Genomic DNA, 25,546 nt, shown 5'->3' on the forward strand with positions numbered 1-25,546 from the left:
AATAATCAGCGACGCGCGGCCAGCGGCGTCACATTGTCCAGCGTTTCGCCGGTTGTGCCCAGGAAGCGCTTGATGCTTCGCGCTGCCTGGCGGATGCGGTGCTCATTTTCAACAAGCGCGAGGCGAACGTAGTCGTCGCCGTGTTCGCCGAAACCGATACCGGGCGCAACCGCTACGTCGGCCTTCTCCACCAGCAGCTTGGAAAACTCCAAGGAGCCGAGATGGCGGAATGCTGCGGGGATCGGTGCCCATGCAAACATCGTCGCGGCCGGAGCCGGGATTTCCCACCCGGCGCGCGCAAACGTGTCAACCATGACGTCGCGACGACGATGATAGACAGCGCGGACTTCTTCGATTTCCGCCCCGTCGCTATTGAGGGCAGCGGTCGCAGCGACCTGGATCGGCGTGAACGCGCCGTAATCCAAGTAGGACTTCACGCGCGTGAGGGCAGCAATCAACCGCTCATTACCGACCGCAAATCCCATACGCCATCCCGGCATGGAGAAAGTCTTGGACATCGATGTGAACTCGACTGCCACATCCATTGCACCCGGAACTTCGAGCACGGACGGCGGCGGGTTCCCATCGAAATAGATCTCGGAATACGCCAGATCCGACAGGATCAGGAGTTCGTTCTTGCGCGCATAGTCCACGACTTCTTTGTAGAAATCGAGTGTCGCGACATATGCCGTCGGGTTCGACGGATAGTTGAGGATCAAGGCCAACGGCTTCGGCGTCGAGTGACGAATGGCGCGCTCGAGAGCCGGGATGAAGTTTTCATCCGGCTCGACCTGCATGGAGCGGATCACCCCTCCAGCCATCAGGAAGCCGAAAGCGTGGATCGGATAGGTCGGGTTCGGGCACAGGATCACGTCGCCAGGCGCGGTAATCGCCTGCGCCATGTTGGCAAAGCCTTCCTTTGAACCGAGCGTCGCGACGATCTGCGTATCGGGGTTGAGCTTCACACCGAAACGGCGCGCGTAATAATTCGCCTGCGCCTTGCGCAAGCCGGGGATACCCTTCGACGAGGAATAGCGGTGCGTGCGCGGATCGCGAACAACGTCCACCAGCTTGTCGACGATCGCCTTCGGCGTCGGCAGATCGGGATTGCCCATTCCCAGGTCGATGATGTCGGCTCCACCCGTTCGCGCCGCTGCCTTCAGGCGATTAACCTGTTCGAAGACGTAAGGCGGCAGGCGGCGAACTTTGTGGAACTCTTCCATAGCTTTTTCCTGGAGTATGTAACCGCATTGGCGGCAGGTGTTTCGGTTCGCGGCTATATACGCAAATCGAAAGAGGGTCGAGAGACAGAACGTCACTCACCTTCGATGGCACGCAAAGTTTCCTCTGCGTGAGAATTGGCCAGTCGGCGCAATTCATCGGCGCCGTCGAGCGACGTCCCCTGCCCGCCGCCTGCGGCCTGCCTCGCTCGCTTCTGGCGCAATTCCTCGACCGCGGCGCGACTTTCGTCGTTAGTCAGTTGCGGGCCCGACGGTTGGGGCGCGACGTTGAGGTTGGGGTACTCGCCCGGTCGCGAAACAGGGGTCGTGTCCTGCTTCGGTGGTGCCTGAACCGCAGCAGGAAATGCATCTTCCAGACTGACTGTCGTGCAGCCAGCCAGAAATGAAAGCACCGTCGCCGATCCCGCGACAAAACAAGAAATGAAGGCCTCGCGCCATATCGTCATTCTTTTGTCCCATGACCTGCCCAGAACTTCCCGCAGGGCGTGATCGGTATTGGACCGGTATCTAGCTCCCATGATACTGTGTCAAGAAAAGGCGGCGGCAGGAGGACAAAAAGCTAAATGGGGAAGGCAGACGACGGCCACACCAAAACCGATGCACATTCCTCCGTCGACCAATATCTGGTCAAGGATCCTGAGCGCTTTGCACTCAACGTAGCGCGGATGATTGAAGAAGCCGGCAAAGCGGCGGCAGCCTGGTCGGGCCCGCGTGAGAAGGGCGAGGTTCGCGATTCAATCTCCGAGCCGATGACCGATATGGTCAAAACCTTCTCAAAGCTGACGGAATACTGGCTTTCCGACCCCGCCCGCGCGCTTGAAGCTCAGACGCGGCTTTTTTCCGGCTACATGAATGTCTGGACGAATTCGATCCAGCGCCTCGGTGACAGCGCGATCGAACGCGTCGTCGAGCCTGAGAAAAGCGACAAGCGCTTCACCGACCCGGAATGGGCACGCAACGCATTTTTCGACTTCATCAAACAGACTTATCTGGTCACATCGAGATGGGCAGCCGACTTGGTGGAACAGGCGGATGGTCTGGACGATCACACACGCCACAAGGCGCAATTTTATGTGCGACAGCTCAGCGAAGCCATCTCGCCTTCGAATTTCCTTTTGACCAATCCTGAATTGTTTCGCGAAACGATGGAAGCTAACGGCGAGAATCTCGTGCGTGGCATGAAGATGCTGGCTGAAGATATCGAGGCGGGACGCGGAGATCTGAAACTGCGCCAATCTGACCCCACGGGATTCAAGATTGGGACAAACATTGCCACAACCCCCGGCAAGGTGATCGCCCGCAGCGATGTCGCGGAAATCATTCAGTACAGCCCAAACACCGACAAGGTGCTCAAACGCCCGCTGCTGATCTGCCCGCCATGGATCAACAAGTTCTACATTCTTGATCTGAATCCCGCAAAGTCGTTCATCAGTTGGGCTGTCTCGCAGGGCCATACGGTTTTCGTGATCTCATGGGTCAATCCCGACGAGCGCCACGGGCGCAAGAGTTGGGAGGACTACATCGACGAAGGTATCCGCTTTGGTCTCGATGCGGTTGAAAAAGCGACCGGGGAGCGGGAAGTCAACGCCATCGGCTACTGCGTCGGAGGAACGCTGCTGGCTGCAGCGCTTGCGCTATTCGCGCAGGAAGGCGATGACCGGATCAAGAGCGTCACCTTCTTCACGACGCAGGTGGACTTTACCTATGCGGGCGACCTGAAAGTTTTTGTCGACGAGGATCAGATTTCGGCGCTTGAGAAAGCCATGTCAGACAAGGGCTACCTGGATGGCACCAAAATGGCGACGGCTTTCAACATGCTTCGCGCAGGCGACCTCATCTGGCCGTACATGGTCAACAATTACGTTCGTGGCCGGGAGCCCCTGCCGTTCGACCTGCTCTACTGGAACTCCGACTCCACGCGCATGAGTGCTGCCAACCATTCCTATTATTTGCGCAACTGCTACCTCGACAACACATTGTCACGCGGCGAAATGGTTCTCTCTGGACGTAAACTGTCACTCGGCGACGTGACGATTCCAGTGTACAATCTGGCAGCAAAAGAGGACCACATAGCGCCCGCCCGCTCGGTGTTTCTCGGCTGCCAGTATTTTGGCGGTGACGTCCGTTACGTCATGTCGGGCTCCGGCCATATTGCCGGCGTCGTCAATCCGCCCGCAGCACGAAAATACCAATACTGGACCGGCACCAAGCCCAGCGGGGACTTTGATTCCTGGGTTGCGTCTGCCAACGAACATCCCGGCTCGTGGTGGGAGAACTGGCAAAGCTGGATTGAAGAATGCGACAATCGTCGGGTTCCACCACGCAAGCCCGGTGGCAGGAAGCTTAAAGCACTTGGAGACGCCCCAGGAAGCTACGTATCGGTGCGCGTCTGACATAGGCCGAATATGACCTGACCGTGGCAGGTTCATCTTCTCGCCGCATTTGACTTTTAGCCGAATGGTTGCACTTCGATGTCCGATTCGTTAGGTCTTTCGCGAGGGGCATACGATATGTGACGACCGGACTGCCGAGTTTGACCAGAGGGATCGGTCATTCGAGCAGAGGGTCGCACCTTCAAATTCGATCGCTTCAGCGGTCGGCGTTTGAAGGATAGTGCGAAGGCACGACGTAGAAGTAAGTCGAGTTGTTGGAAGGGGTTCCACATTGAAAGTAGAGGGAACGCGCCTTGTACGCGACGGTCGCACCGCATTGCTTGCGGCTCTGACGTCGGTTCTCCTCGCCTCATGCTCCACGACCGAAACTGAGCCATTCGGCTTCGCCATGCCCGCGCCGACGCCATCGGCAGCAGTGGATCAGGCGAGCTTTGCACAAGGCCCGCTCGAAAGCGCTGTGGAAGTCACAACGGCAAGCGCCTTTGTGATGGATGATGACGATCCCATGCTTCCTGAAGCTGTCGCTGCGGCCCCAACGCTGCGACCTGGATCCGAGGGACAGCTGCTGGCACTGCAAGCTCCCCCAGAACCTCTAGCGGAAGCGATCGTGGCCGTTGCGCAACCGGTTGCAGCACCTCAATCACCTATCGAGATTCCCGCGCAACCGCCTGAACCGGCACAACCGACCCAGTTTCTGGAAAATGCCCCCATCCAGCAGCAAGTAGCAGCAGCGCCCGCCCCCAAGCCTCGCGGCTTCCTGTCCGCACTGTTCGGCACAAACTCGGCGTCCGCCGCAGCTCCCGTAAAAGCTTCAGCTTCGCTTATTCCCTCCCCGGCCCCCTCCGCTGAGCCTGCAAAGCCGATGGTGCAGTTGGCCTCGACGGGCCCCGCAACGCCACTGGTTGCAGCCGCATCCGGTTCGGCCACGCCCCTCCCAGGTGTTCGGGACAAGAATTCACTTTTCGAAATTTCGCGCCGCTCAGGCGCTGACGACGACGCCGATATCGATCTCTACGAAGACGAAGCGGTCCAGGTTGCGTCTGCTGCCGGCCTCGCCCGCCTCGCCCCGAACGGCCTCCTCAAACAGACCGATAGCGTCGATGTCGCATGCCTGAAACCGTCACTGGTTCGCGTGCTGCGCACTATCGAGAATCATTTTGGCCGAAAAGTCGTTGTCACGTCCGGCTATCGCAACCCCGGACACAATCGCAAAGCTCGCGGCGCCCGAAATTCGCTGCACATGTATTGTGCCGCAGCCGATGTTCAGGTCGAAGGTGTCAGTAAGTGGCAACTTGCCGCTTATGTGCGCACCATGCCCGGCCGCGGCGGCGTGGGAACCTACTGCCACACCGATTCCGTACACGTCGATGTCGGGCCGGAAAGAGACTGGAATTGGCGCTGCCGCCGCCGTAAGTAATTGACGTTGCGGTAATACTAAAATCGACCCGAAATGCAAAAGACGGGTTGCCACCTTCGAAAATGCTGGCTATAAGCCACCTCGTTCTGGTCAGCGCCCATCGTCTAGCGGTTAGGACAGCGCCCTTTCACGGCGCAGACAGGGGTTCGATTCCCCTTGGGCGTACCAGAAACTTTAAAGACTAAAGTCTTTCTTTTCCCCATCACTGAATCTTTGATCATGAGACTGCTGCGAAGCTCCAGAGCACTCGCGCTTTAGTTCGCGTGACACTCTTGCGGAACGTATCCACTCTTCAGCTGTTTTGGTTTCATCCAACCAACCCAGCGGAGATGCACGATGGATCACACCCGACACACCCGCCTGTCGACTCATGAACTGAATGCCGAGACTCTGGAAGGCGCGACCATTTATGGACCGGACGACGAAAAGATCGGCTCCACCTCCCACCTCCACGGCAGTCAGGTCGTCGTCGACGTTGGCGGCTTCCTTGGAATCGGAGCGAAACCTGTGGCAGTTCCGATCAGCAATCTCGAATTCATGCGGGATGAGGACGGCGACATCCACGCCGTGACGAATTGGACTAAAGACAGCCTCAAGGCCATGCCTGAACATATCGACTAACAGAACGCCCCGGAACAGGCGCAGACGGCCACCACAGGCCATCACGCCACTTCCAGGCGCTCCCGGTCCGCAAGCGCCACGAAAGCCGCGCACGGCGCTCCTAGGCCCACTGAGGCGCACCTTGCTCACGACCAGCATGACCGGCTCACGGCATTCGTCAGCTGCCTCCCCCCTTTGCGACAAGCACCCTGCCTCTTGAACCTTTGCCCCTTCGGTGCGAAATGAGGGGCTGAACGAGACAGAAGGATGGGCGACAACATGGTCACCTATGTCGATGCGGCCACCGCGCCACAACGCAACACCGGCCAGATCCGACTTTACGGCCCCGAGGCTTTCGAAGGCATGCGCAAAGCGTGCCAACTCACAGCGCGTTGCCTTGATGCGCTGGCCGACATGGTGAAACCGGGTATCACCACAAATGAGATCGATCGCTTCGTGTTCGAGTTCGGCATGGACAATGGCGCGCTGCCGGCAACGCTCAACTATCGCGGCTATACCAAATCGACCTGCACCTCTATCAATCACGTGGTCTGCCACGGCATTCCGGATGACAAGCCACTGCGCGATGGGGACATCGTCAATATCGATGTCACCTACATCCTCGACGGCTGGCACGGCGATGCAAGCCGCATGTATCCGGTTGGCCAGATCAAACGCGCCGCTGAGCGCCTGATGGAAGTCACCTACGAATGCCTCGTGCGTGGCATTGCCGCTGTGAAGCCCGGCGCTCGTACCGGGGCAATTGGCGCTGCGATCCAGACCTATGCAGAAGCAGAGCGCTGCTCTGTGGTACGCGATTTCTGCGGCCATGGCGTCGGCAGCCTTTTCCACGACACCCCGAACATCCTCCATTACGGACAGGCAAACGAGGGCGTAGAGATCCGCGAAGGCATGATCTTCACCATCGAGCCGATGATCAATCTGGGTCGTCCGCACGTGAAAGTGCTGTCTGATGGCTGGACGGCAGTGACCCGCGACCGCTCCCTGACGGCGCAATATGAGCATACGGTCGGCGTGACGGCGGACGGGTGCGAAATCTTCACACGCTCGCCCGGTGGGCTGGAAACGCCAGGACTTGCCGCCTGACAGAACTGCCTTATCCTGTACCCTTTGCGGCATACACCGTGGAGGGGCGGATGGCAGGCGCAGAGAACGACAATCGCGGCTCCTTTGCCGAGTCACCGCTGCGTGCAATTGAGCTTGAGCAGAAGCCTCCCCCGGCGCCCAAACCCCACTATGCCGGTCATCGCGACCGGCTACGTGCCCGCGTGCGTAAGTCAGGCGCGGACACACTCGCTGATTACGAGCTGCTCGAACTGCTTCTTTTTCGATCAATCCCGCGTGCAGATACAAAAGCGATGGCGAAGGCGCTGATCGCCCGCTTCGGCAGCTTCGCCGAGGTACTGGGAGCGCCCGAGCATTTGCTCAGAGAAATCAAGGGAATCGGAAAGGAAGCTGCCTTCGACCTGAAGGTTGTCGCCGCCTCTGCGGGGCGCATGACACATGGCCGGATCAACCGCCGCGCGGTCCTGTCGAGTTGGCAGCAGGTTCTCGACTATTGCCGAGCGGCAATGGCATTCGAGCCCCGCGAGAATTTCCGCATCCTTTTTCTCGACAAAAAGAACCAGCTGATCGCCGACGAGGTGCAGCAGACAGGCACCGTCGACCACACGCCCGCCTACCCGCGAGAGGTTATGCGCCGCGCGCTCGAGCTGTCTGCCACGGCCATCATACTGGTGCACAACCACCCTTCCGGCGACCCCAGTCCCTCACGTGCAGACATTGAGATGACGCGCACGATTGCCGACACCGGAAAGCCCCTGGGCGTCGTGGTGCTGGATCACATCATCGTCGGGCGCGACGGCTATGCAACACTGAAAGGCATGCAGCTCATCTGACGGCTGTGGTGCCATCAACACCCGCAACAGCTCCATAAAACAAAAGGTCGCCGGTTAGGGCGACCTTTTCAATTCAGTACGGTGAAACCCGATTACTCGGCTTCATCCTGGGCAGCGGCCTTCTTCTTGGGTGCTGCCTTCTTCTTTGGTTCGCCTTCAGCTGCAGCGTCGTCAGCCTTCTCGGCCTTTGCCTTCGCAGCCTTCTTTGCAGGCTTCTTTTCCTCGGACTGCGTCGCGTCCTCATCGTCGTCAGCCAGCAGGACTTCCTTCGAAACCTTCTGGTCTTCGACTGTCACTACGCTGAGCAGGTGATCGACCACCTTCTCTTCGAACAGCGGAGCGCGGATCGAAGCGAGCGCCTGCGGGTTCTCACGGTAGAACTCGTAGACCTGCTGCTGCTGGCTCTGCGGGATGCGACGGATCTGGTCAAACAGAGCGCGCTGCAACTCGTCGTCGTTAACCTGGACGTTGGCCTTCTCGCCAATGTCGGCAAGCACCAGGCCAAGACGGACCCGACGCTCGGCCAGACGCTGGTACTCTGCGCGGGCCTCGATCTCGTTGGTGTCTTCGTCTTCGAACGTGCGACCTGCCTGTGCGAGGTCGTTGTTGACCTGTGCCCAGATGTTGTTGAATTCGGCTTCAACCAGCTTCGAAGGCGCTTCGAACTTGTAAGCCTCGTCCAATGCGTCCAGCAGCTTGCGCTTTGCCTTCTGGCGGGTGACCGAGCCATACTGGCTTTCGATCTGGCCCTTGACGATCTCACGCAGCTTCTCGGCGCTCTCGAGGCCGAGCTGCTTGGCAACTTCGTCGTTGATCTCGAGCTTGCCTGCCTTGGCGACAGCCTTGACCTTGATGTCGAAGGTCGCTTCCTTGCCGGCCAGATGCTCTGCAGCATACTGCTCGGGGAAGGTCACGGTGATGGTGGTCTCATCACCTTCCTTGACGCCAACGAGCTGATCTTCAAAGCCCGGAATGAACTGGTTCGAGCCCAGGACGAGATCGGAGTCTTCGGCCGCGCCACCTTCGAACGGCACACCGTCGATCTTGCCGAGGTAGTCGAAGGTCACGCGGTCGTTGAGTTCCGCCTTGCCCTTCTTCGGCTCGTAGGTGCGGGCGGAATCGGCGACGCGCTCGACCTGCTCTTCAACTTCCGTCTCCGGCACTTCGTAGACCAGTCGCTCAATCTTGATTGTCGACAGGTCCATTTCCGCGATTGGAGGCAGAACCTCATAATCGAGCGAAAACTCGAAATCCGAGTTGCCGGCGAGGATCTTGTCCGCCTCGGCTTCATCCTCGGTCATCTTCACTTCCGGCTGCATTGCAGCCTTCTCACCACGCTCTTCAAGAATTGAGCGGGTGGAGTTCGACAGAATCTCATTGACCACTTCGGCCATGAAAGACTTGCCGTACATTTTACGCAGGTGCTGGGTCGGCACCTTGCCTGGACGGAAGCCGTTGATCTTGACCTTGTCCTTGGCTGCCGAAAGCCGCTCTGCGAGCTTGGCTTCCATGTCCGCGGCGGGGACAATCACCTTGATCTGGCGCTTCAGCCCACTGTTGAGCGTTTCAGTTACCTGCATCTCACAACCTTTGTCTTCATCAACGCTGGCGGAGCGGCGACTAAGCCGTCCAGCCTGCTGGAAACTCCTGGCCGGGACTGGCCCGATGCCGATGAATGGAAACGCTCCTTCACGATCTTCATCGCGGGAACCCGTTTCAGCCAAATCACAGCACCTTGTCCCGGAAATCCGGGCCATCCGTCCCTATGTCACCGAAATGTGGCGTTGGTCTGAAAATAGCACACACAACTTCGATTACGAATTCGCGTCACTAGATGAGAGCTTGCGTTGACGCAAGACTTATCTTAGGGACAAGCCGGATGCGCGGGTGTGGCGGAATTGGCAGACGCACTTGGTTTAGGTCCAAGCGCCGAGAGGCGTGGGGGTTCAAGTCCCTCCACCCGCACCATCCTCAAACTCCCTTTCAGTATATCGGCTCTTCATAGAGCATCGTTTCGCCGTCGTGGAACGACTTGATCTGCGCGGAGCCATTTGCGTCAACCACAACCTTCATCCTGAAGCTGCGCGCGTTCAGATTGCGCTCGATCTCGCGCCCCTCACCTTCTGGCACATAGAAGCGTTCGATGCCGTAGTCGACGTCGATGAACTCGGTCGTCGCGCTCCATGAACCGTGAGTGGCGCCTTTTATGTCGACCTCTCCGGTTGCCGCCTCTTCCGGCAAGTGGGCATCGTAGCTGGCGGCAACAGGCTGCCAAATGCCGCTCTCATCGGCTCGCAAACGGACGAAAACCACGCGATCTTCGCCGTTGCTTGCAGCATCCTCTTGATTGATGAGGATTGAGGTCGGAATTCTGGAGATATTGTAGCCGAGCACGACGTAGTCGCCGCGCAACAGGTCGCGCGGGTCCACCGGCTCAACCTGAAGCGTCACCTCAGTGCCGCTACGCAGGATCGAGGCTCGTCCGGCGATCATGAACACCAGAAAGCCGATCTGGAGCAGCGCAACGCCGACGGCTACCGGCAATAACAGACGACGGGGAATCATGAGCGGCCTCCTGCAGTTCCCGCGGAGTTGGAAGCAAAGCGCCGTTCAAGATGCGTGATCAACCACGCCAGAAGCGCCAACACAAAGCCACCGACGACAAAGAACCCTGCGGTGTCGAGCATTGTCCCCAGCATCACGACATAAATGAAACCGAGCTGAAAAATAAAGGCTGCGTAGGCGAGCTTGCGCAGCCGGCTGCTCAGCGCGCCGCCGGCCAGCAGCGCCGCAATGATACCGGCAAAAGCCACGATTGACGTCAGAAGGAACCCGCTTTCATCGATCCGCGCGAACTGCATGATCCCGACCGCGAGGAGAAAACCAAACAGTCCGAGCGCCATCAGCTCTGACCCGAGTCCGAGAAGCCGCTGGGTGTCTCCGGACCTGTAACGCGCCGCGCAGAACAGCGCTGCCGATGCAAGACCGAGCACCACCGGAACCGTAGAGCTTTCACTTTGCGCGTATTGGATGAGAGCAAACAGGAACAGCGACAGGATGAGCAATATCCGGCTGATTTGAGAACCAGTCCAGAAAGACAATCCATACAGGGAAAGGACAATCAGCAAATAGGAGGCGGATACGGAGTTCGATAGCCAGTTTTCAAGCCCGTGGAGGACCAACCAGGCCCCGCCCAGCAAAACTGCTCCGACGGTCAGGGGAGAGGATCGCAAGCCAGCCGCGGCGAGCGCAGTGCCGGCACCCCACGCGAATATCGCCTCCTTCTCATCGCCGGACATATGATACATCTGCGCGACCAGCGCGATTGATGCTCCGAAGGAAGCTGCGGCGACGACCCAGGCCGCCTCGCCATATCCTGAATGCCCCCTCAATTTGAGCAGCGCGCCACCAGCATAGCCGCCCAAAATGAGCGCAAAAAGCATAGCAACGCGTCCCAAGCGCGGTATTTCCTGCCAATTCGCAGCGATAAAAATGAGAATTGCTGCGGAAAAAAGCGCGGCGGCCATCATGGCCAGCACGGAACTGAGCGCAAATCCGACCTTCTTCTGCGTGGCCGCATCGTGGCGTAGCGCGTCAGCTGTCGGACCGTCGATCAGCCCTTCCTGCTGCCACCGATCGATGTCTTGCTGCACCCGGGTCACATACGCGGTCATCGGCTTCTCCCTCACACTGCCATCACACCATGTTGCGGTGCACAAAAAAACAGAATTACGCCCTAATTCCGGCTAGATAGACGGATTCCGTCACAATTCGGCCGCAACCATTTGCAGCCATTAATATTGCATTGCACAAAACGCATTGCTGCCATGCACCATCGTCACTTCTAATCCGATGCAACCGCGACTATCTTCCAATCATCGCAAGAACAAAGAAACAGTCTAGGTGAACGATATGAACATCATCCGCAACTACCGCAACTGGCGCCGCTACCGTGATACCGTCAACGAGCTGAGCCGCCTGTCCAACCGCGAACTGAACGATCTGGGCATCACCCGTGGTGACATCCCGTTCGTTGCACGCAAGTCGGTCTAACGAATTCAGAGTTTTCGTCGGGGCTTTCCTCCTCCCATGCCCTGATGAATATGGCCCGAGACTTCCTCCTCCCAGTCGAGGGCCACTTAAACGACACCCGCCGGACCTCCTCCCCCGGCGGGTGTTGTTATTTCAGCAAGGCAGTCTCCGCTGCTTCCTTGCATTCCCAAGCGACGCGGATTATTCCCTGCCTATGACAATCAAGCCTGTTCACGTCGTCGGCGGCGGTCTTGCCGGTTCCGAAGCCTCTTGGCAACTCGCGCAAGCCGGTGTTCCGGTCATTCTGCATGAGATGCGACCGGTGCGCGGCACTGAAGCCCATAAGACCGAAGGGCTGGCAGAACTGGTCTGCTCCAACTCCTTCCGATCAGATGACGCAGAAACCAACGCTGTCGGCGTATTGCATGCCGAAATGCGCCTGGCCAATTCGATCATCATGGCGTCCGGCGATGCGAATCAGGTTCCCGCGGGCGGCGCACTGGCCGTTGACCGCGACGGCTTCTCTGATGACGTTACGGCCAAGCTCGAAGCCCATCCGCTGATCACCATCGTGCGCGAAGAAGTTTCAGGCCTGCCGCCTGCGGAGTGGGATCAGACGATCATTTCGACCGGCCCACTGACTGCACCGTCGCTGGCCGAAGCGATTTCCGCAGAAACGGGTGCTGACGCCCTCGCCTTCTTCGACGCGATTGCTCCGATCATCCATTTCGACAGCATCGACATGAATGTCGCCTGGTTCCAGTCGCGCTACGACAAGGTTGGACCTGGTGGGAGCGGCAAGGACTACATCAACTGCCCGATGGACAAGGAGCAGTATGAGGCATTCATCGCCGCCCTTAACGAAGGCGCCAAGGCCGAGTTCAAGGAATGGGAAGGTACGCCCTATTTCGATGGTTGCCTGCCAATCGAGGTGATGGCGGAGCGAGGGTCAGAAACCTTGCGCCATGGGCCGATGAAGCCAATGGGCCTGACGAACGCACATAATCCGACCGTCAAGGCCTATGCAGTCGTGCAGCTGCGCCAGGACAATGCCCTCGGCACGCTCTACAATATGGTCGGCTTCCAGACGAAGCTGAAACACGGTGAGCAGGTTCGCATTTTTCGCACGATCCCTGGGCTTGAGAACGCCGAATTCGCCCGTTTGGGTGGCCTGCACCGGAACACTTACATCAATTCGCCTACTCTGCTGGACGGTTCGCTGCAGTTGAAGTCGCGTCCGGGCCTGCGATTCGCCGGCCAGATCACCGGATGCGAAGGCTATGTCGAGTCGGCCGCTATCGGCCTTCTTGCAGGGCGTTTCGCCGCGGCTGAACGCTTGGGGCGCCCGGTTGAGTTGCCACCACTCACGACAGCGTTTGGGGCTTTGCTCAACCACATCACCGGCGGCCATATCGTCTCCGACGACGAGCCGGGCAAGCGCTCATTCCAGCCAATGAACGTGAACTTCGGGCTCTTCCCGCCTCTGGAGCCGGGCACCGCATTGAAGCCTGAGGGTTTCGAAGGCCGATTCCGGGGTAAAGACAAGGCCATCGCCAAGAAGCGCGCGCTCGCAGCACGTGCATTGGCCGACTGCCAGTCGTGGCTTCAGGATCTCTAGGACGGAACTGGCGGCCAGCCGCCATCTCAGCAAGATATCGCCGTTCGTCGGCCCCGCTACCGCTCGACCTGAAAATGGACTAGGTCTGGTGAGAGTATCGGGGGAGGAACGACAATGACGGATCTGAGCTTCTTCAAGGTCGAGCGCGACGATGGGGTCGTGCACATTGCCATGGATCGGCCCGACAAAGCCAACAGCATGACACCCGATTTTTGGATTGAGTTGCCGTCGCTGCTCGAACTGTTCGGGAGTGACGAAACGGTCCGCTGCGCTATCATATCCGGTGAAGGCAAGCATTTCACCAGCGGCATGGATCTCGCAACTTTTTCCACCATTGCCACCCTGTTTGAAAGCGAACCCGGAAGAGCAGCTCTCGCACTGCGCGAGATGATCCTGCGGCTGCAGCACACATTCACAGCCATCGAGAAAGCTCGCTTCCCTGTGATCGCTGCGGTGCATGGCGCCTGCATTGGCGCCGGGGTCGACATGATCACCGCCTGCGACTTGCGGATTGCGTCGGCAGATGCGTTCTTCGCGATCGAGGAAATCCACATCGGGATGGCGGCGGATGTAGGAACGCTCCAGCGGCTTCCAAAACTGATTGCGCCGGCGATCGCCGCCGAACTGGCCTACACGGGACGGCGCTTCCAGGCCGACGAAGCCAAAAGCATGGGGTTGGTTTCCAGCCTGTACGGGGATCGCCAGGCTCTCATCGATGGCGCATGGGAGCTTGCGCGCTCGATGGCCGCAAAATCACCGCTGGCGCTGGCTGGAATCAAGCGCAACCTCGCCTATTCGCGCGATCACTCCGTCGCCGACGGCCTCGACTATATCGCGACATGGAATGGCGGGATGTTGCGTGCTTCAGAACTGATGACGGCAGTGCAGGCAAAGATGTCGAAGACACAGCCTGCCTTCGACAATCTTCTCGCGGATCAGCCTGCAAGCCGAAGATAGCTACTCCGCCGGGATACCCTGCGGAGCTTCCGGCAATCCAGGCTTGCCTGCTTCCGTCGGATTTCGGCGGACATAGGCAGCTTTCAACGTCTCCGACGTGTCGCGTGATCCATCATGGCTCCAGCCGGGCGGCCGGAACAGATACCCAAGCCGCTGGCCAAAGGACAGACCAGGCTTGCAGGCATCGGAGAACATCGCCACCCATTCATGGAATGCCACTTTGACGGGATTGAACGTGCCTATGTTGCTGACAATGCCATAGCGCGGCGAATCTTCTTCCAGTTCCTCAACGAATGTCCCGAACATCCGATCCCAGATGATAAGCGTTCCGCCATAGTTCGCATCAAGATACCGGGGGTTGGTGGCATGATGGCAGCGGTGATGTGACGGCGTATTGAAAATGAACTCAAAAGGTCTCCACATCTTGCCGATTGTCTCGGTATGGATCCAAAACTGCCAGACCAGGTTGAATCCGAACACGAACGCGATGACCGCGGGGTGAAAACCGAGCAGAACCAGCGGGGTCTGCAAGACGAACATGCCGGTGAACAGCCCTGTCCATGACTGACGCAATGCAGTCGACAGATTGTAGTGCTGGCTGGAATGATGATTGACATGCTCAGCCCAAACCCATCGCACGCGATGCGCAATGCGATGGTAGAAATAGTAACGCAGATCATCAAGCAGGAACGCGACCAGGAACACCCACCAGGAAAGTCCCAGATCAAACATGCGGAACTGCCAGAGCCAAAGAAGCGCAGTGTAAGAGACAACGCCGAGCAGCAGCCCTGCCACCACATTGCCGGTCCCCATCATCAGGCTGGTCACCGTATCGCGGGTTTCAAATGCGCCGCGCGCCCTGCCTGTACGCACCAGCCACACCTCTATCAGGATCGCGACGACGAAGAAGGGGATGGCCAACTGCGTGATGGAAGGGAACTGATACTCGTTCATGACGACTTCTCCCAAATTCGCCGTGGTAATGCTGTGAACAGGTCCTCGACTGCATAGGCAGTCACCACGTCTGCGAAGACAAACTCTCCACCCTTCCAGGTGAAATCGCGTAATCGGAGCGACACGGTATGCGCGGAGGCGCGTGGGGTGCCCGACAGATCGGAACGCGCGATCAGTCGCGTCAAAAACCTGTCGCCCACGGCGTGGACAACGCCAACTCGTGAATTGGGCAATTCAAGGAATGCACAGGTGCCGTCCTGCGTCAGGTACACAGAGGACGGTCGCAAATCGGGGAAGTCGATCGCGAAGCGCTCGGCCGCAGCCTTGGCGTCCGCAAATGAAGCACGCCGGGTTCCTCCCGTCATATGCACGACGAGCACAACCAGCGATATACCCGCCGCGACCACTGTCGCCAGCAGAAGCAGGTTCATTCAGCGCACCCTCCCCCAATTTCCCAGACGGGATGCTACCTGAAACTAACCTCGCGTCAAAGTCGCTCCATCACTACCGCCAACCCGAAGACGCGGTACGAAAGAGCAACCAGTGGCGTCGCAGCGCCGAGATTTCCGCGACCCTCTGCATCGGATCGAAACCGCGCCGGGATGCCGCGTCAAAATAGGCGGGTGCAAGGGCGGCCGGAAGGAACGCCGGGCGAAGCAGCGGCGGCATTCCCTTTGTATCTGCTGCGAGCTTGCCTGCATGCTCGCGCCCCAGCGCAATCATCGCCTCCATCGCACGCATAGCGGCTTCGGGCGCCTGAGCGCGAACAAACTCGTCCCTGCTTGTCCCTGCTGCCTGCAAAATATCCTGGGGAATGTAGCACTGCCCACGTCGCGTATGTACGGGCAGTAGCCGGATCAGCCCCGAGATGGCGAGTGCGCATCCGCCATGTCCCGCTGCAGCAGCAAACCGTGACGCTTCGTTCGGATCGAGAATCAGAGCAGCCAACTGGATGATCGTCGAGGCGGTATCACCACAATAGCCCTCAAGATCGTTGCGACTTGGAATCGGATCATCATAAAGGTCGAAGATTCGTGCTTCCAGATATCTGTCAAACGCTTCCTTCGGCAGGGAGTGCGCCTTCATGACAGCTATCAGTCGCTCGGCCAGAGGATGCCCTTCCGCACCCTCGCCGTTTCCTGCGAGCACATCACGCCACCATTGGACACGAATCTCACCGGGCAGCGGTTCGTGGATACGATCACGTATCGCTGCGATTTCGACGTTGAACAGATAAAGCACCGCCAACGCTTCGCGCTTGTCTTCAGGCGCATATAGCGTTGCCAGATATCGCTCGGGATCGGCCTGCCGCAGTTCCTGCATGCCGCTTATTTGCTGGGCCGATAGCATCCGCTTACTCGACAGCAAGCAGAACCGCTGCCACTGCGCGGTCTTCGGCGAGCAACACGTTGTAGGTTCGCACCGCCGCGCCGGTCGACATGGAATCGACCGAAATGCCGAGTGCCCGAAACTGCTCTCTCAGCGGACGAGGAAGAGGCACCAGATCAATACCGGTGCCAACGAGGAGAATATTGATCTCAGCCGCCTCGCCGATCACCCGCGACAAGGTCTCTTCGTTGATCTGCGAAGGTTCGGTCACGCTCCAACCGTGAACGCCCGATGGCAGACACATGATCGAACCCCGATGCGACATCTCAGCGAAACGGAACCCGCCGTCTCCATAAGCGTCAATCGGCGCACGGCCCGGAAAATGGGCCGCGCGGATGTTGATACCTTCACGCATCTGCTCAGGCTTTCGCGGGCGTACGTGGCGACGCCGACGCCTTTTCTTCTTCTTCGCCGAACATACCGGGGCGAAGTTTAAACAGAATCAACATCGGCCCCGCGATAAACAGCGAGGAATAGACGCCGATGAAGATACCGATGAAGATCGGCAGAACGAAAGTAGCAATCACTTCACCGCCGAACCAGTAGAGCGCCGCCAACGCCATCAGCGTCGTCAGGCCCGTCAGAATCGTGCGCGAGAATGTCTGATTGAGCGAAAGGTTGATGACCTCCTCAATCGGCATTTTCTTGTATTTTCGCAAGGTTTCCCGAATGCGGTCGTAAATGACGATCGTATCGTTGATCGAATAGCCAACGACAGTCAGGATCGCAGCAATCGCCGTCAGGTTCATTTCGAGCCCGAACAGCAGATAGACACCGACGATCAGGACCACGTCGTGTGCCGTCGAGACGATTGCGCCAACACCAAACTGCCACTCGAACCGCAGCCAGATGTAGATCAGCATGCCGATCATCGAAAGAAGGATACCCAGCACGCCCGTCAATGCCAGCTCGCCTGAGACTGTCGGGCCGACAACTTCGATGCGCCGGAAATCATAGTCAGCGCCAAGCGTATCGCGGACAAGCTGCATCGCGGACTGCTCCGCATTGTCGCCTTCCTGCGTCTGCAGGCGTATCATCAGTTCACGCTCACCATAGGCCTGAACCTGGATTTCTCCAAGATTGAGGTCTGACAGACGTGCGCGAACATCTCCGGAGTCTGCTTGCGGGCCCTTCGCCTGAACCTCAATCAGCGAACCGCCCATGAAGTCGATGCCGTAGTTGAAGTCCTTTACGTAGGCCAACCCCACCACAGCCAGCGAGCTGGCGATGGAGAAGCCGAACATCAGCTTGCGAAGCTGCATGAACTTGAATTTCGGCTCAAGTGGCAAGTAGTGGACCAACCCCTTGGGAAGATTGGTTGGCTTGAACCGGCGCAACCACCAGACTGCCACCATCCAGCGAGTGAGCGTGTAGGCGGTAAACACCGTCGTCAGCAGCCCCAGACCCAGCGTGACGGCAAAGCCGCGCACAGGACCGGTACCGACGTAGAACAGGATGGCCGCAACGATCATCGATGTCAGATTGGCGTCCACAACGGTTGAGAGCGCGCGCTGGAAGCCCTGGTCAAATGCCTGAACTATGGAGCGCCCTCTCGCGACTTCTTCACGAACCCGCTCAAAGATGATGACGTTCGAATCGACCGCCATACCAACGGTCAGCACGATGCCCGCAATGCCCGGAAGCGTCAGCGTTGCCCCAAGCATGGTCAGAATCGCCACCAGCATCGCGACGTTCGCTAGCAACGCCAGATTTGCGATCAGCCCCAGCGAGCCATAGATCAGAAACATCGAAATGACGACAAGTGCAGAGCCGACACCCGCGGCGAGTGCGCCTGCCTGAATCGAATCCTCGCCCAGGCTTGGACCGACGGTACGCTCTTCGATGATGTTGAGGTCGACCGGAAGCGCACCGGCACGCAGGAGCACGGCGAGGTCGTTGGCGCTTTGCACGGTAAAATTGCCGGAGATCTGTCCGGAACCGCCAAGAATAGGCTCACGGATCTGCGGTGCTGAAATTACCTGATTGTCGAGGATGATGGCAAACAGGCGACCAACATTCTGCTGCGTTGCCTGGCCAAAGCGCGTTGCACCCTGATTGTCGAAACGGAATGAGACGACGGGTTCGTTGGTCCGCTGATCAAAGCTGGTCTGTGCGTCGATCAGATTTTCACCGGAAACAATGACGCGGTTCTCGATGATGTAAGGCACCGGCGGATCGTCATGAGAATACATGACGGTCGTGCCGGCAGGTGGGCGACCAGAAATCGCCTCCTGTGCCGGGACAGACTGATCGACCATCTGGAAAGACAAACGCGCCGTCTTGCCGAGAATGTCCTTCAGCCGCTGCGGGTCATCAAGACCGGGAACCTGAACCAGAATCCGGTCAGTGCCCTGCCGCTGAATGATCGGCTCGGTGGTTCCAAGCTCGTTCACGCGGCGATTTACCACTTCAACCGACTGGTTGAGTGCAGTGGCAAGACGATAATCGATACCTTCGTCAGTCAGCGTAAAACGGAAAAGGCCGGGTTCAGCCTCATCCATCGTCAGTTCGCGCACTGAACCAGCACCGAACAGGCCCGACGAAATCGGCTCGGTCAGACTCGCAAGCGCAGTTTTTGCCGCCTGGATTTGCTCGGCATCGCGTATGCGCACCTGCACCGAACGGCCAGATCCTGTCAGGCCGGTATATCCGATGCGGGCATCGCGCAACGCAATGCGGATGTCATCGCGCGCTGTGTCCAGATGATCGGCGATCATTCCATCGCGATCGATCTGGAGAAGGATGTGCGACCCGCCCTGAAGATCGAGACCCAAGGTCATCTGCTTCTTGGGGAGCCAGTCCGGCAGCGAATCCAAGACCGACTGCTTCATCGTATTTGGGGCAGCAATGATCACTGCTACCGCTACGACGAGCCAGATCGCTATCGTCTTCCAGCGCGAGAAATAGAGCATATTAGTATGTCCAGTCAGACAGAACGGAAACCGATACCGATACCGTCGTGTATACGGTTACTTCTTGGCGTTCTGGTTCGCGACCGGCTCGCCCTTGACGCGAACGTCGGCGATGGTCGAACGCAGCGCAGTCACCTTCACGCCATTTCCGAGATCGAGTTCGAGTTCATTGTCGTCGACCACTTTGGTCACCTTCGCGACAAGCCCGCCAGCCGTAATAACCGTGTCGCCACGACGCACTGCTGCCAACATCTCACCGCGACGCTTCATCTGCTGACGCTGCGGCCGGATGATCAGGAAGTACATGATAACAAAAATCAGTATGAACGGCAAAATGCTGACGAGAATGTCGCCGCTGCCGCCGCCGCCCAAAGATTGAGCGTATGCCGGGGTCACAAACATGAGAAACTCCTGAGACGAATGCGCGAAGGGACCGCGAAATGGTCCCGTGGAAGTTTCGCGGAATATAATCACTGACACCGCCAATGCAACCGCGACTGCAACGCGCCACGTCGCTTTCCCCGCACCCGACTGCGTGTTAGAGCGTCGCGTCAGCAAACGCAGCACAAGCTGGAGGAAACCGACGCTGATGAACACGCAACTGACCGAGAGCCTCGAACAGAAGCTTGACCGCCTGATCGCAGCCGTAAGCGCACTGACACCAAGCGAGCCGGTTCCGACGGACCTGTCTGCGGCAGATTGCTTTGTCTGGTCTGCCGAAAAAGGTGTTCTTGAGCCGGTTCAGCGCGTCAATCGCGTCGATATGAGCCTTATTCGCGGAATTGATCGTGTTCGCGATCTTCTGACCGAGAACACACGGCGCTTCGCTGAAAAGCTGCCAGCCAACAACACCCTTCTGTGGGGTGCGCGCGGCATGGGAAAATCATCGCTGGTGAAGGCGGCACATGCTGCCATCAATAACGAGCGCAACGATGGTGTCAGCCCACTCAAACTGGTGGAAATTCACCGCGAGGACATCGATACGCTGCCGAAATTGATGACGCTCCTGAAGGCTTCCGATTTCAGATTTATTCTTTTTTGCGACGATCTTTCATTCGACCACGACGATACATCCTACAAATCACTCAAGGCCGCACTCGAAGGCGGCGTTGAAGGCCGGCCCGACAACGTACTGTTCTATGCGACGTCCAACCGGCGTCATCTGCTTCCGCGCGACATGATTGAAAATGAGCGCTCGACGGCGATCAACCCTGCTGAAGCAGTCGAAGAAAAAGTGTCGTTGTCGGACCGCTTTGGGCTTTGGCTGGGTTTTCACAAATGCTCGCAGGACGAGTATCTGGAAATGGTCTCCAGCTACGCAGAACATTACGGACTTGAGGTTGCCGAAGACGAGCTCCGTCGCGATTCGCTTGAATGGGCGACAACACGAGGCAGTCGCTCCGGTCGCGTCGCCTGGCAGTACATTCAGGACCTGGCTGGGCGATTGGGCAAAACACTCGACAGTTCAGCGGAATGAAAAATGCCCGCCATGCATGGCGGGCAAATTCAGCGGCTCGGACTGGAGACTACGGCCGCCAGGTTATTATTTGATACGCGCATCCGCGCCGCTACTCCAGATAGGTAGCTGGGTTGACCGGCGTGGAATCCTTGCGCACTTCAAAATGCAGCTTCGGGCTATCTGCCGATCCACTCATGCCGGACAGTGCGATCTCGTCACCGCGACGCACCTTCTGGCCGCGCTGGACGTTCAGCTTGCTGGCATGGCCATAGACCGTGACGAGCCCGTCCTCGTGGCGCACCAGAACGGTGTTCCCGAATTCCTTCAATCCATCGCCGGCGTAGATGACCACGCCATTCTCGGCTGCACGAATTGCAGTGCCTGTGGGAACGGCAATATCGATGCCGTCGTTTTTCTTGCCGCCACTGCTGCCTCCGAAGCCGGAGATCACGCGTCCGCGAGCAGGCCAGCGCATCCGTGAAATACCGCTCGCATCTGGCGCAGGCGTCGTCGTATCCACCGCCGCATTCTGGATCAGCTTGTCGGCCTGCTGGCGTGGCGGCGTGTAGGCACCGGTCGCCTGCTTTCCTGCCGCTGGCACGGAAGCGGTTGTTGTCGCGTCGGTCGCGGGCTTCGGCGCCACGGCGACCTGCGTCGTCGCAGCAGATCCTCCACCGGGAATCACCAGCTTCTGACCGATACGGATCATCCCATCATTCAGGCCGTTTGCCGCTTTGAGGGCAGTCGTCGTCGTGCCATGACGCCGCGCGATTGCCGCCAGCGTATCTCCCGACGAAACCGTATACGCGCCCGATGACGGTGCACCGGTGTTCTGATTGTTGCCCGCCGTCGTCGTTGACGGCTGCGTACGATCGTTGAGTCCGGGCTGCGACGGCAACACTGCCACGCGCTCACCTGGCGCCTTGCTCGGCACAGGCACGCCACCATTTGCTGGCGGATCGAACCGGGAGCCCGTCGAGGAACGAGCGTCGGCAACACTAGGATTCGCGTCTGGAGCGCTTACCGGCGCGCGTGCTGAATGAACATAGGTTGGAATTACAATCTGCTGTCCGCTCACCAGGGCGTTCGGGCTGCTCAGACCGTTGGCCTTCATGATCGCATCAGCAGGTACACCGAAGCGACGCGAAAGATTGTAGACCGTTTCTCCCTGATTGACGCTGACCTGCGTGCCACCTGCCCGCGACCAGCCACCATCATTGTTGATGCCGATCGTCGCAGACGCCTGCTGTTGTGGCAGCGAGACAACGGGAGCGGCCGTCGGCATTGCCGGTTGAGCGGCCGCGACCGAACCAGTCGGGTTGGAATCAAGGCTTGCACGGGTCACCGCCGGTGCCAACGCTGGTCCGCTCGTGACGGCCTGACGTGCAGGCGCCGCATAGACAGGCTGTGCCGATGCAGACGGATAGGAATTCTGTGGGGGGTAAGAGTTCTGTACCGGATACGGGCTCTGCGTCCCATAACCGCCACCCACATTTCCCTCAGGCCGCGGCGAAGAGCGACCACGGTTGAGGATGCCGCCGCCTCTCTGGCGCGCCACCGACCCTGTCGACATCTGATCAACCTGCGCATAATCGCCAGGATAGGCCTGTTGAACAGGCGCCTGCGAAGCGCGGGTCGACCCCGTCATGATTGAATCCTGGAAGCGGGTGACATCCGAGCTGCAACCTGCAGCAAGTCCACCGACCATGAAAACTGCGGCACCGCGCAACAGGGCCCGCTGGTATTTGCCTGAAACTGCCAACCGCATCACACTACCCGATACCCATACCAACTCATGGCTGGATTAAAGCGCGTTAATGTTACCGGGCGGTTAAGGGCGGGCTCTAAATTATTCAGTCGGGTTTCAGATCGCTGCGGCGATACCGCTGGCCATAGGCTGCAGCCGTACATTGGCCAGAACCTCACGCTCAAAACGACTACCAAGCTTCACCAGCCGTTCCATGACCTGAATGTCTTCGGCAGGACCGATCGGCGCAACCATGATGCCACCGGTGGCCAACTGATCCACGAATCCCCTCGGGAGGGTTTCATAGGCAGCCCAGGCAACGATTCGATCAAATGGCCCTTCGGCCATGGCGCCCTGCGAGCCATCCGCATGTCTGATGAGGACATTGTTGATGCCAAGCGTCTCATGACGCCGACGCGCTTTTTCGACCAGCGTCTTGTAACGATCGAACGTCAACACGCGCGCCGCGATACGCGACATCACGGCTGACGTGTAACCCGATCCGGTCCCGATCTCGAGAACGCGGTGTCCCGGCTGCAGATCCAGAGCGGCAAGCACACGCATCTGAAGATCGAGACCCTCGATCGTTTCGCCACATTCGATCGGCACCATCCGATCCGACCACGCTTCCGCGCTCCACTGGGCTGGAACGAAATCCAGCCTCGGCGTCACTTCCACAGCGCTCATCAATGGCCTGTGATTGATACCGGCCGCGCGCATGCGCATGACAAAAGCTGCAAAGCGCTCGCGTTCTGCTTCCTGAATGTCCATACGCGCGCCCGTATTCACGCAAGCGCCTTGGCGATCTGGTCCTTCACTGCATATGCCGTGAGATCCAGATGGAGCGGCGTTACCGAAATCTGGTCATTCCGCAGAGCGGCCAGATCGGAGCCTTCGCGGAAGTCGGTGGCTGAACGGCTGAACCTCAGCCAATAATAAGGGAACCCGCGGCCATCCTTGCGCTCGTCCAGCCACAGCCCATGGGTAATTTTTCCCTGGCTGGTAACAGACACGCCCTTGACCTCATCCGGCCGGCAATTGGGGAAGTTCAGATTCAAGAACACATTGTCCGGCAACGGCAACCGAATCAGCTTCTGGAGCAGTTCCGGTGCATGTTTTTCTGTCGTTTCCCACAACACGGTACGGCCATCCTCGGTGACGGAGTAGCCCTGGCTCAATGCGATCGAGCGAATGCCGAGCAGTGTCCCCTCCATCGCGCCAGCGATGGTTCCAGAATAGGTGACGTCATCCGCGACGTTGGAGCCGGAATTGACGCCGGATAAAATCAGGTCCGGTGCCTCAGGCATCAGCTTGCGCACCCCCATGATGACGCAATCCGTCGGCGTTCCACGCACGGCATACTTCTTCTCGCCAAGCTTGCGCATACGCAATGGCTCGGACAACGACAGCGAATGTGCAAAACCAGACTGATCTGTTTCAGGCGCCACGACCCATACGTCGTCGCTGAGGGTGCGAGCGATACGCTCCAGAACCTGCAAACCCTCGGCGTGAATACCGTCGTCGTTCGTCAGAAGAATCCGCATCATGCAGCCTCGATCTTGGCAACGCCGCCCATATAGGGCCGCAAAACGTCCGGCACCGAGATCGTGCCGTCATCATTCTGATAGTTCTCGATCACCGCGATCAGCGCGCGCCCGACAGCCACGCCCGACCCGTTCAAGGTATGAACAAACGCCGTCGACTTGCCGTCTGCTGCACGATAGCGCGCATTCATGCGACGCGCCTGGAAATCGCCGCAAACCGAACAGGAAGAAATCTCACGATAGGTGTTCTGCCCTGGGAGCCACACCTCGATGTCGTGCGTCTTGCGTGCGCCAAAACCCATATCACCGGTGCAAAGAACCACCGTGCGGAACGGCAGGCCCAGACGCTTGAGCACCGTCTCTGCGCATTCCGTCATGCGGTCATGCTCTGCCAACGCAGTTTCCGCATCGGTGATCGACACCATCTCGACCTTGTAGAACTGATGCTGGCGCAACATTCCGCGCGTATCACGGCCAGCAGATCCCGCTTCCGAGCGGAAGCATGCAGTCAGCGCGGTAAAGCGCAGCGGAAGCTTCTCGCCAGCGACGATTTCCTCTCGAACGAGATTCGTCAAAGGCACTTCCGATGTCGGGATCAAGGCAAGACGCCCCTCGCCATGCTTGGCGAAAAACAGGTCTTCCTCGAACTTTGGCAACTGATTGGTGCCAAACAGCGCCTCGTCACGAACGAGGAGAGGCGGATTGACTTCGGTATAGCCATGCTCGGTGGTGTGAAGGTCGAGCATGAACTGGCCAAGAGCGCGCTCAAGGCGCGCCAGTTGGCCCGAGACCACCGTGAAGCGCGAGCCGGAAAGCTTGGCTGCACGCTCGAAGTCCATATAGCCGAGCGCTTCGCCAATCTCGAAATGCTCCTTGGGAGCAGCGATCTGGCGTGGCTCCCCAACCCGGCGGATTTCGACATTGTCGTTTTCGTCGCGACCGACCGGAACATCGTCGAGCGGAAGGTTTGGAATCACTGCAAGAGCATCGTTCAATGCCCTGTCGAGTTCACGCGCTTCGCTTTCGCCCGTTTGGACAAAGCTTTTCAGCTCCGAAACCTCGGCCTTGAGGCGGTCGGCCAGCGCAGCATCCTTGGCTGCCATTGCCTTGCCGATTTCCTTCGACGCCGCATTCTGGCGCGCCTGCGCTTCCTGCAAACGTGTCAGATGGCTGCGGCGGGCTTCGTCCTTGGCGACAAGGTCGTCGACAACCGATCGCGCGGACTCCACAGACTGGCCGCGCTTGACGAGCGCGTCTGCGAGAGCCTGGGGGTTTTCACGGATCCAACGGATGTCGAGCATGGGTTTCTATCCTCAAATAGCCGAAAAATGGCGTCTGAGGGGGTAAACCGCAAATGGCTTAGA

At 58.7% G+C, this 25,546-nt stretch carries 24 protein-coding genes and 2 tRNA genes; 11 read left to right on the plus strand and 15 right to left on the minus strand.

Annotated elements, in window-relative coordinates; translation table 11 throughout:
* Positions 1 to 5: 5 nt before the first annotated feature.
* Both BMZ42_RS06815 and BMZ42_RS06820 read right to left on the minus strand, forming a co-directional pair.
* The gene (locus BMZ42_RS06815) at positions 6 to 1,223 is read right to left on the minus strand and encodes an LL-diaminopimelate aminotransferase (RefSeq protein ID WP_091520217.1); all 1,218 of its coding nucleotides are present in this window, start codon (positions 1,221 to 1,223) and stop codon (positions 6 to 8) included.
* 92 nt (positions 1,224 to 1,315) lie between these two features.
* Positions 1,316 to 1,687: a hypothetical protein gene (locus BMZ42_RS06820; protein ID WP_091520218.1), complete on the minus strand. Its 372-nt coding sequence runs from the start codon at positions 1,685 to 1,687 to the stop codon at positions 1,316 to 1,318.
* Positions 1,688 to 1,804: 117 nt separating this feature from the next.
* On the opposite strand from BMZ42_RS06820, the gene BMZ42_RS06825 reads away from it, so the two are divergent.
* The 6 genes from BMZ42_RS06825 to radC all read left to right on the plus strand — a co-directional run bounded on the left by BMZ42_RS06825 (position 1,805) and on the right by radC (position 7,570).
* The gene (locus BMZ42_RS06825) at positions 1,805 to 3,634 is read left to right on the plus strand and encodes a PHA/PHB synthase family protein (RefSeq protein WP_091520221.1); all 1,830 of its coding nucleotides are present in this window, start codon (positions 1,805 to 1,807) and stop codon (positions 3,632 to 3,634) included.
* 271 nt (positions 3,635 to 3,905) lie between these two features.
* On the plus strand, positions 3,906 to 5,051 hold the full coding sequence (locus BMZ42_RS06830; protein WP_244523190.1) for a D-Ala-D-Ala carboxypeptidase family metallohydrolase: 1,146 nt from the start codon (positions 3,906 to 3,908) through the stop codon (positions 5,049 to 5,051).
* 93 nt (positions 5,052 to 5,144) lie between these two features.
* Positions 5,145 to 5,219: transfer RNA gene (locus BMZ42_RS06835), tRNA-Glu, on the plus strand.
* A gap of 168 nt (positions 5,220 to 5,387) precedes the next feature.
* Entirely contained in the window at positions 5,388 to 5,672 is a 285-nt protein-coding gene (locus BMZ42_RS06840) for a photosystem reaction center subunit H (protein WP_091520224.1), read from the plus strand.
* A 258-nt stretch (positions 5,673 to 5,930) separates the two neighbouring features.
* Positions 5,931 to 6,758, plus strand: coding sequence for a type I methionyl aminopeptidase (map, locus tag BMZ42_RS06845; protein ID WP_091520332.1), 828 nt, complete (start codon positions 5,931 to 5,933; stop codon positions 6,756 to 6,758).
* 50 nt (positions 6,759 to 6,808) lie between these two features.
* Positions 6,809 to 7,570, plus strand: a complete 762-nt coding sequence (gene radC, locus BMZ42_RS06850) for a RadC family protein (protein WP_091520226.1) — start codon at positions 6,809 to 6,811, stop codon at positions 7,568 to 7,570.
* Positions 7,571 to 7,662: 92 nt separating this feature from the next.
* Here the strand turns inward: radC and tig are convergent, their stop codons facing one another.
* Entirely contained in the window at positions 7,663 to 9,150 is a 1,488-nt protein-coding gene (gene tig, locus BMZ42_RS06855; RefSeq protein ID WP_091520229.1) for a trigger factor, read from the minus strand.
* A gap of 303 nt (positions 9,151 to 9,453) precedes the next feature.
* Between tig and BMZ42_RS06860 the strand changes: the two genes are divergently transcribed.
* Positions 9,454 to 9,538, plus strand: a tRNA-Leu gene (locus BMZ42_RS06860).
* 15 nt (positions 9,539 to 9,553) lie between these two features.
* On the opposite strand, the gene BMZ42_RS06865 is transcribed toward BMZ42_RS06860, so the two are convergent.
* Both BMZ42_RS06865 and BMZ42_RS06870 read right to left on the minus strand, forming a co-directional pair.
* Complete coding sequence (locus BMZ42_RS06865) at positions 9,554 to 10,135, minus strand: GDYXXLXY domain-containing protein (protein ID WP_091520230.1); 582 nt, start codon at positions 10,133 to 10,135, stop codon at positions 9,554 to 9,556.
* Positions 10,132 to 11,244, minus strand: a complete 1,113-nt coding sequence (locus BMZ42_RS06870; protein WP_091520233.1) for a DUF2157 domain-containing protein — start codon at positions 11,242 to 11,244, stop codon at positions 10,132 to 10,134. Before BMZ42_RS06870 ends, BMZ42_RS06865 begins: the two co-directional genes overlap by 4 nt.
* 238 nt (positions 11,245 to 11,482) lie before the next feature.
* On the opposite strand from BMZ42_RS06870, the gene BMZ42_RS06875 reads away from it, so the two are divergent.
* The 3 genes from BMZ42_RS06875 to BMZ42_RS06885 all read left to right on the plus strand — a co-directional run bounded on the left by BMZ42_RS06875 (position 11,483) and on the right by BMZ42_RS06885 (position 14,177).
* Positions 11,483 to 11,623 (plus strand): DUF1127 domain-containing protein, encoded by a 141-nt coding sequence (locus tag BMZ42_RS06875; RefSeq protein ID WP_091520234.1) that lies wholly within the window; start codon positions 11,483 to 11,485, stop codon positions 11,621 to 11,623.
* Positions 11,624 to 11,816: 193 nt separating this feature from the next.
* On the plus strand, positions 11,817 to 13,220 hold the full coding sequence (trmFO, locus tag BMZ42_RS06880; RefSeq protein WP_091520237.1) for a methylenetetrahydrofolate--tRNA-(uracil(54)-C(5))-methyltransferase (FADH(2)-oxidizing) TrmFO: 1,404 nt from the start codon (positions 11,817 to 11,819) through the stop codon (positions 13,218 to 13,220).
* A 114-nt stretch (positions 13,221 to 13,334) separates the two neighbouring features.
* Complete coding sequence (locus tag BMZ42_RS06885; RefSeq protein WP_091520240.1) at positions 13,335 to 14,177, plus strand: crotonase/enoyl-CoA hydratase family protein; 843 nt, start codon at positions 13,335 to 13,337, stop codon at positions 14,175 to 14,177.
* Here BMZ42_RS06885 and BMZ42_RS06890 read toward each other — a convergent pair whose 3' ends face one another.
* The 6 genes from BMZ42_RS06890 to yajC form a co-directional block, all read right to left on the minus strand.
* Positions 14,178 to 15,131: a sterol desaturase family protein gene (locus tag BMZ42_RS06890; protein WP_091520243.1), complete on the minus strand. Its 954-nt coding sequence runs from the start codon at positions 15,129 to 15,131 to the stop codon at positions 14,178 to 14,180.
* Positions 15,128 to 15,562 (minus strand): hypothetical protein, encoded by a 435-nt coding sequence (locus BMZ42_RS06895; protein WP_091520247.1) that lies wholly within the window; start codon positions 15,560 to 15,562, stop codon positions 15,128 to 15,130. Before BMZ42_RS06895 ends, BMZ42_RS06890 begins: the two co-directional genes overlap by 4 nt.
* Positions 15,563 to 15,635: 73 nt before the next feature.
* Positions 15,636 to 16,454 carry a phytoene/squalene synthase family protein gene (locus BMZ42_RS06900; RefSeq protein WP_091520248.1) on the minus strand — a complete coding sequence of 273 codons (819 nt, stop codon included), beginning with the start codon at positions 16,452 to 16,454 and terminating at the stop codon, positions 15,636 to 15,638.
* A 31-nt stretch (positions 16,455 to 16,485) separates the two neighbouring features.
* Positions 16,486 to 16,875 carry an Mth938-like domain-containing protein gene (locus tag BMZ42_RS06905; protein WP_091520251.1) on the minus strand — a complete coding sequence of 130 codons (390 nt, stop codon included), beginning with the start codon at positions 16,873 to 16,875 and terminating at the stop codon, positions 16,486 to 16,488.
* A gap of 4 nt (positions 16,876 to 16,879) precedes the next feature.
* A complete protein-coding gene (secDF, locus tag BMZ42_RS06910) occupies positions 16,880 to 19,432 on the minus strand; it encodes a protein translocase subunit SecDF (protein WP_091520252.1) in 2,553 nt (850 codons plus the stop codon).
* A gap of 57 nt (positions 19,433 to 19,489) precedes the next feature.
* Positions 19,490 to 19,834, minus strand: coding sequence for a preprotein translocase subunit YajC (gene yajC / locus BMZ42_RS06915; protein WP_091520334.1), 345 nt, complete (start codon positions 19,832 to 19,834; stop codon positions 19,490 to 19,492).
* 187 nt (positions 19,835 to 20,021) lie between these two features.
* On the opposite strand from yajC, the gene BMZ42_RS06920 reads away from it, so the two are divergent.
* Positions 20,022 to 20,909, plus strand: a complete 888-nt coding sequence (locus tag BMZ42_RS06920; protein ID WP_091520255.1) for an ATP-binding protein — start codon at positions 20,022 to 20,024, stop codon at positions 20,907 to 20,909.
* Between the two features lie 91 nt (positions 20,910 to 21,000).
* On the opposite strand, the gene BMZ42_RS06925 is transcribed toward BMZ42_RS06920, so the two are convergent.
* The 4 genes from BMZ42_RS06925 to serS form a co-directional block, all read right to left on the minus strand.
* Positions 21,001 to 22,659, minus strand: a complete 1,659-nt coding sequence (locus BMZ42_RS06925; RefSeq protein WP_091520256.1) for a peptidoglycan DD-metalloendopeptidase family protein — start codon at positions 22,657 to 22,659, stop codon at positions 21,001 to 21,003.
* A gap of 96 nt (positions 22,660 to 22,755) precedes the next feature.
* Positions 22,756 to 23,409 (minus strand): protein-L-isoaspartate(D-aspartate) O-methyltransferase, encoded by a 654-nt coding sequence (locus BMZ42_RS06930; protein ID WP_091520336.1) that lies wholly within the window; start codon positions 23,407 to 23,409, stop codon positions 22,756 to 22,758.
* 14 nt (positions 23,410 to 23,423) lie between these two features.
* On the minus strand, positions 23,424 to 24,182 hold the full coding sequence (surE, locus tag BMZ42_RS06935) for a 5'/3'-nucleotidase SurE (protein WP_091520339.1): 759 nt from the start codon (positions 24,180 to 24,182) through the stop codon (positions 23,424 to 23,426).
* On the minus strand, positions 24,182 to 25,483 hold the full coding sequence (gene serS / locus BMZ42_RS06940; protein WP_091520259.1) for a serine--tRNA ligase: 1,302 nt from the start codon (positions 25,481 to 25,483) through the stop codon (positions 24,182 to 24,184). Before serS ends, surE begins: the two co-directional genes overlap by 1 nt.
* Positions 25,484 to 25,546: the final 63 nt, after the last annotated feature.

Source organism: Aquamicrobium aerolatum DSM 21857 (assembly GCF_900113935.1).
Lineage (GTDB): Bacteria > Pseudomonadota > Alphaproteobacteria > Rhizobiales > Rhizobiaceae > Aerobium > Aerobium aerolatum.

Bases quoted from the DNA above. Each gene is read 5' to 3' on its own strand.
- BMZ42_RS06815 (WP_091520217.1), bottom strand. From the start codon at position 1,223: ATGGAAGAGTTCCACAAAGTTCGCCGCCTGCCGCCTTACGTCTTCGAA.
- BMZ42_RS06820 (WP_091520218.1), bottom strand. From the start codon at position 1,687: ATGACGATATGGCGCGAGGCCTTCATTTCTTGTTTTGTCGCGGGATCG.
- BMZ42_RS06825 (WP_091520221.1), top strand. From the start codon at position 1,805: ATGGGGAAGGCAGACGACGGCCACACCAAAACCGATGCACATTCCTCC.
- BMZ42_RS06840 (WP_091520224.1), top strand. From the start codon at position 5,388: ATGGATCACACCCGACACACCCGCCTGTCGACTCATGAACTGAATGCC.
- map (WP_091520332.1), top strand. From the start codon at position 5,931: ATGGTCACCTATGTCGATGCGGCCACCGCGCCACAACGCAACACCGGC.
- radC (WP_091520226.1), top strand. From the start codon at position 6,809: ATGGCAGGCGCAGAGAACGACAATCGCGGCTCCTTTGCCGAGTCACCG.
- tig (WP_091520229.1), bottom strand. From the start codon at position 9,150: ATGCAGGTAACTGAAACGCTCAACAGTGGGCTGAAGCGCCAGATCAAG.
- BMZ42_RS06865 (WP_091520230.1), bottom strand. From the start codon at position 10,135: ATGATTCCCCGTCGTCTGTTATTGCCGGTAGCCGTCGGCGTTGCGCTG.
- BMZ42_RS06870 (WP_091520233.1), bottom strand. From the start codon at position 11,244: ATGACCGCGTATGTGACCCGGGTGCAGCAAGACATCGATCGGTGGCAG.
- BMZ42_RS06875 (WP_091520234.1), top strand. From the start codon at position 11,483: ATGAACATCATCCGCAACTACCGCAACTGGCGCCGCTACCGTGATACC.
- trmFO (WP_091520237.1), top strand. From the start codon at position 11,817: ATGACAATCAAGCCTGTTCACGTCGTCGGCGGCGGTCTTGCCGGTTCC.
- BMZ42_RS06885 (WP_091520240.1), top strand. From the start codon at position 13,335: ATGACGGATCTGAGCTTCTTCAAGGTCGAGCGCGACGATGGGGTCGTG.
- BMZ42_RS06890 (WP_091520243.1), bottom strand. From the start codon at position 15,131: ATGAACGAGTATCAGTTCCCTTCCATCACGCAGTTGGCCATCCCCTTC.
- BMZ42_RS06895 (WP_091520247.1), bottom strand. From the start codon at position 15,562: ATGAACCTGCTTCTGCTGGCGACAGTGGTCGCGGCGGGTATATCGCTG.
- BMZ42_RS06900 (WP_091520248.1), bottom strand. From the start codon at position 16,454: ATGCAGGAACTGCGGCAGGCCGATCCCGAGCGATATCTGGCAACGCTA.
- BMZ42_RS06905 (WP_091520251.1), bottom strand. From the start codon at position 16,875: ATGCGTGAAGGTATCAACATCCGCGCGGCCCATTTTCCGGGCCGTGCG.
- secDF (WP_091520252.1), bottom strand. From the start codon at position 19,432: ATGCTCTATTTCTCGCGCTGGAAGACGATAGCGATCTGGCTCGTCGTA.
- yajC (WP_091520334.1), bottom strand. From the start codon at position 19,834: ATGTTTGTGACCCCGGCATACGCTCAATCTTTGGGCGGCGGCGGCAGC.
- BMZ42_RS06920 (WP_091520255.1), top strand. From the start codon at position 20,022: ATGAACACGCAACTGACCGAGAGCCTCGAACAGAAGCTTGACCGCCTG.
- BMZ42_RS06925 (WP_091520256.1), bottom strand. From the start codon at position 22,659: ATGCGGTTGGCAGTTTCAGGCAAATACCAGCGGGCCCTGTTGCGCGGT.
- BMZ42_RS06930 (WP_091520336.1), bottom strand. From the start codon at position 23,409: ATGGACATTCAGGAAGCAGAACGCGAGCGCTTTGCAGCTTTTGTCATG.
- surE (WP_091520339.1), bottom strand. From the start codon at position 24,182: ATGCGGATTCTTCTGACGAACGACGACGGTATTCACGCCGAGGGTTTG.
- serS (WP_091520259.1), bottom strand. From the start codon at position 25,483: ATGCTCGACATCCGTTGGATCCGTGAAAACCCCCAGGCTCTCGCAGAC.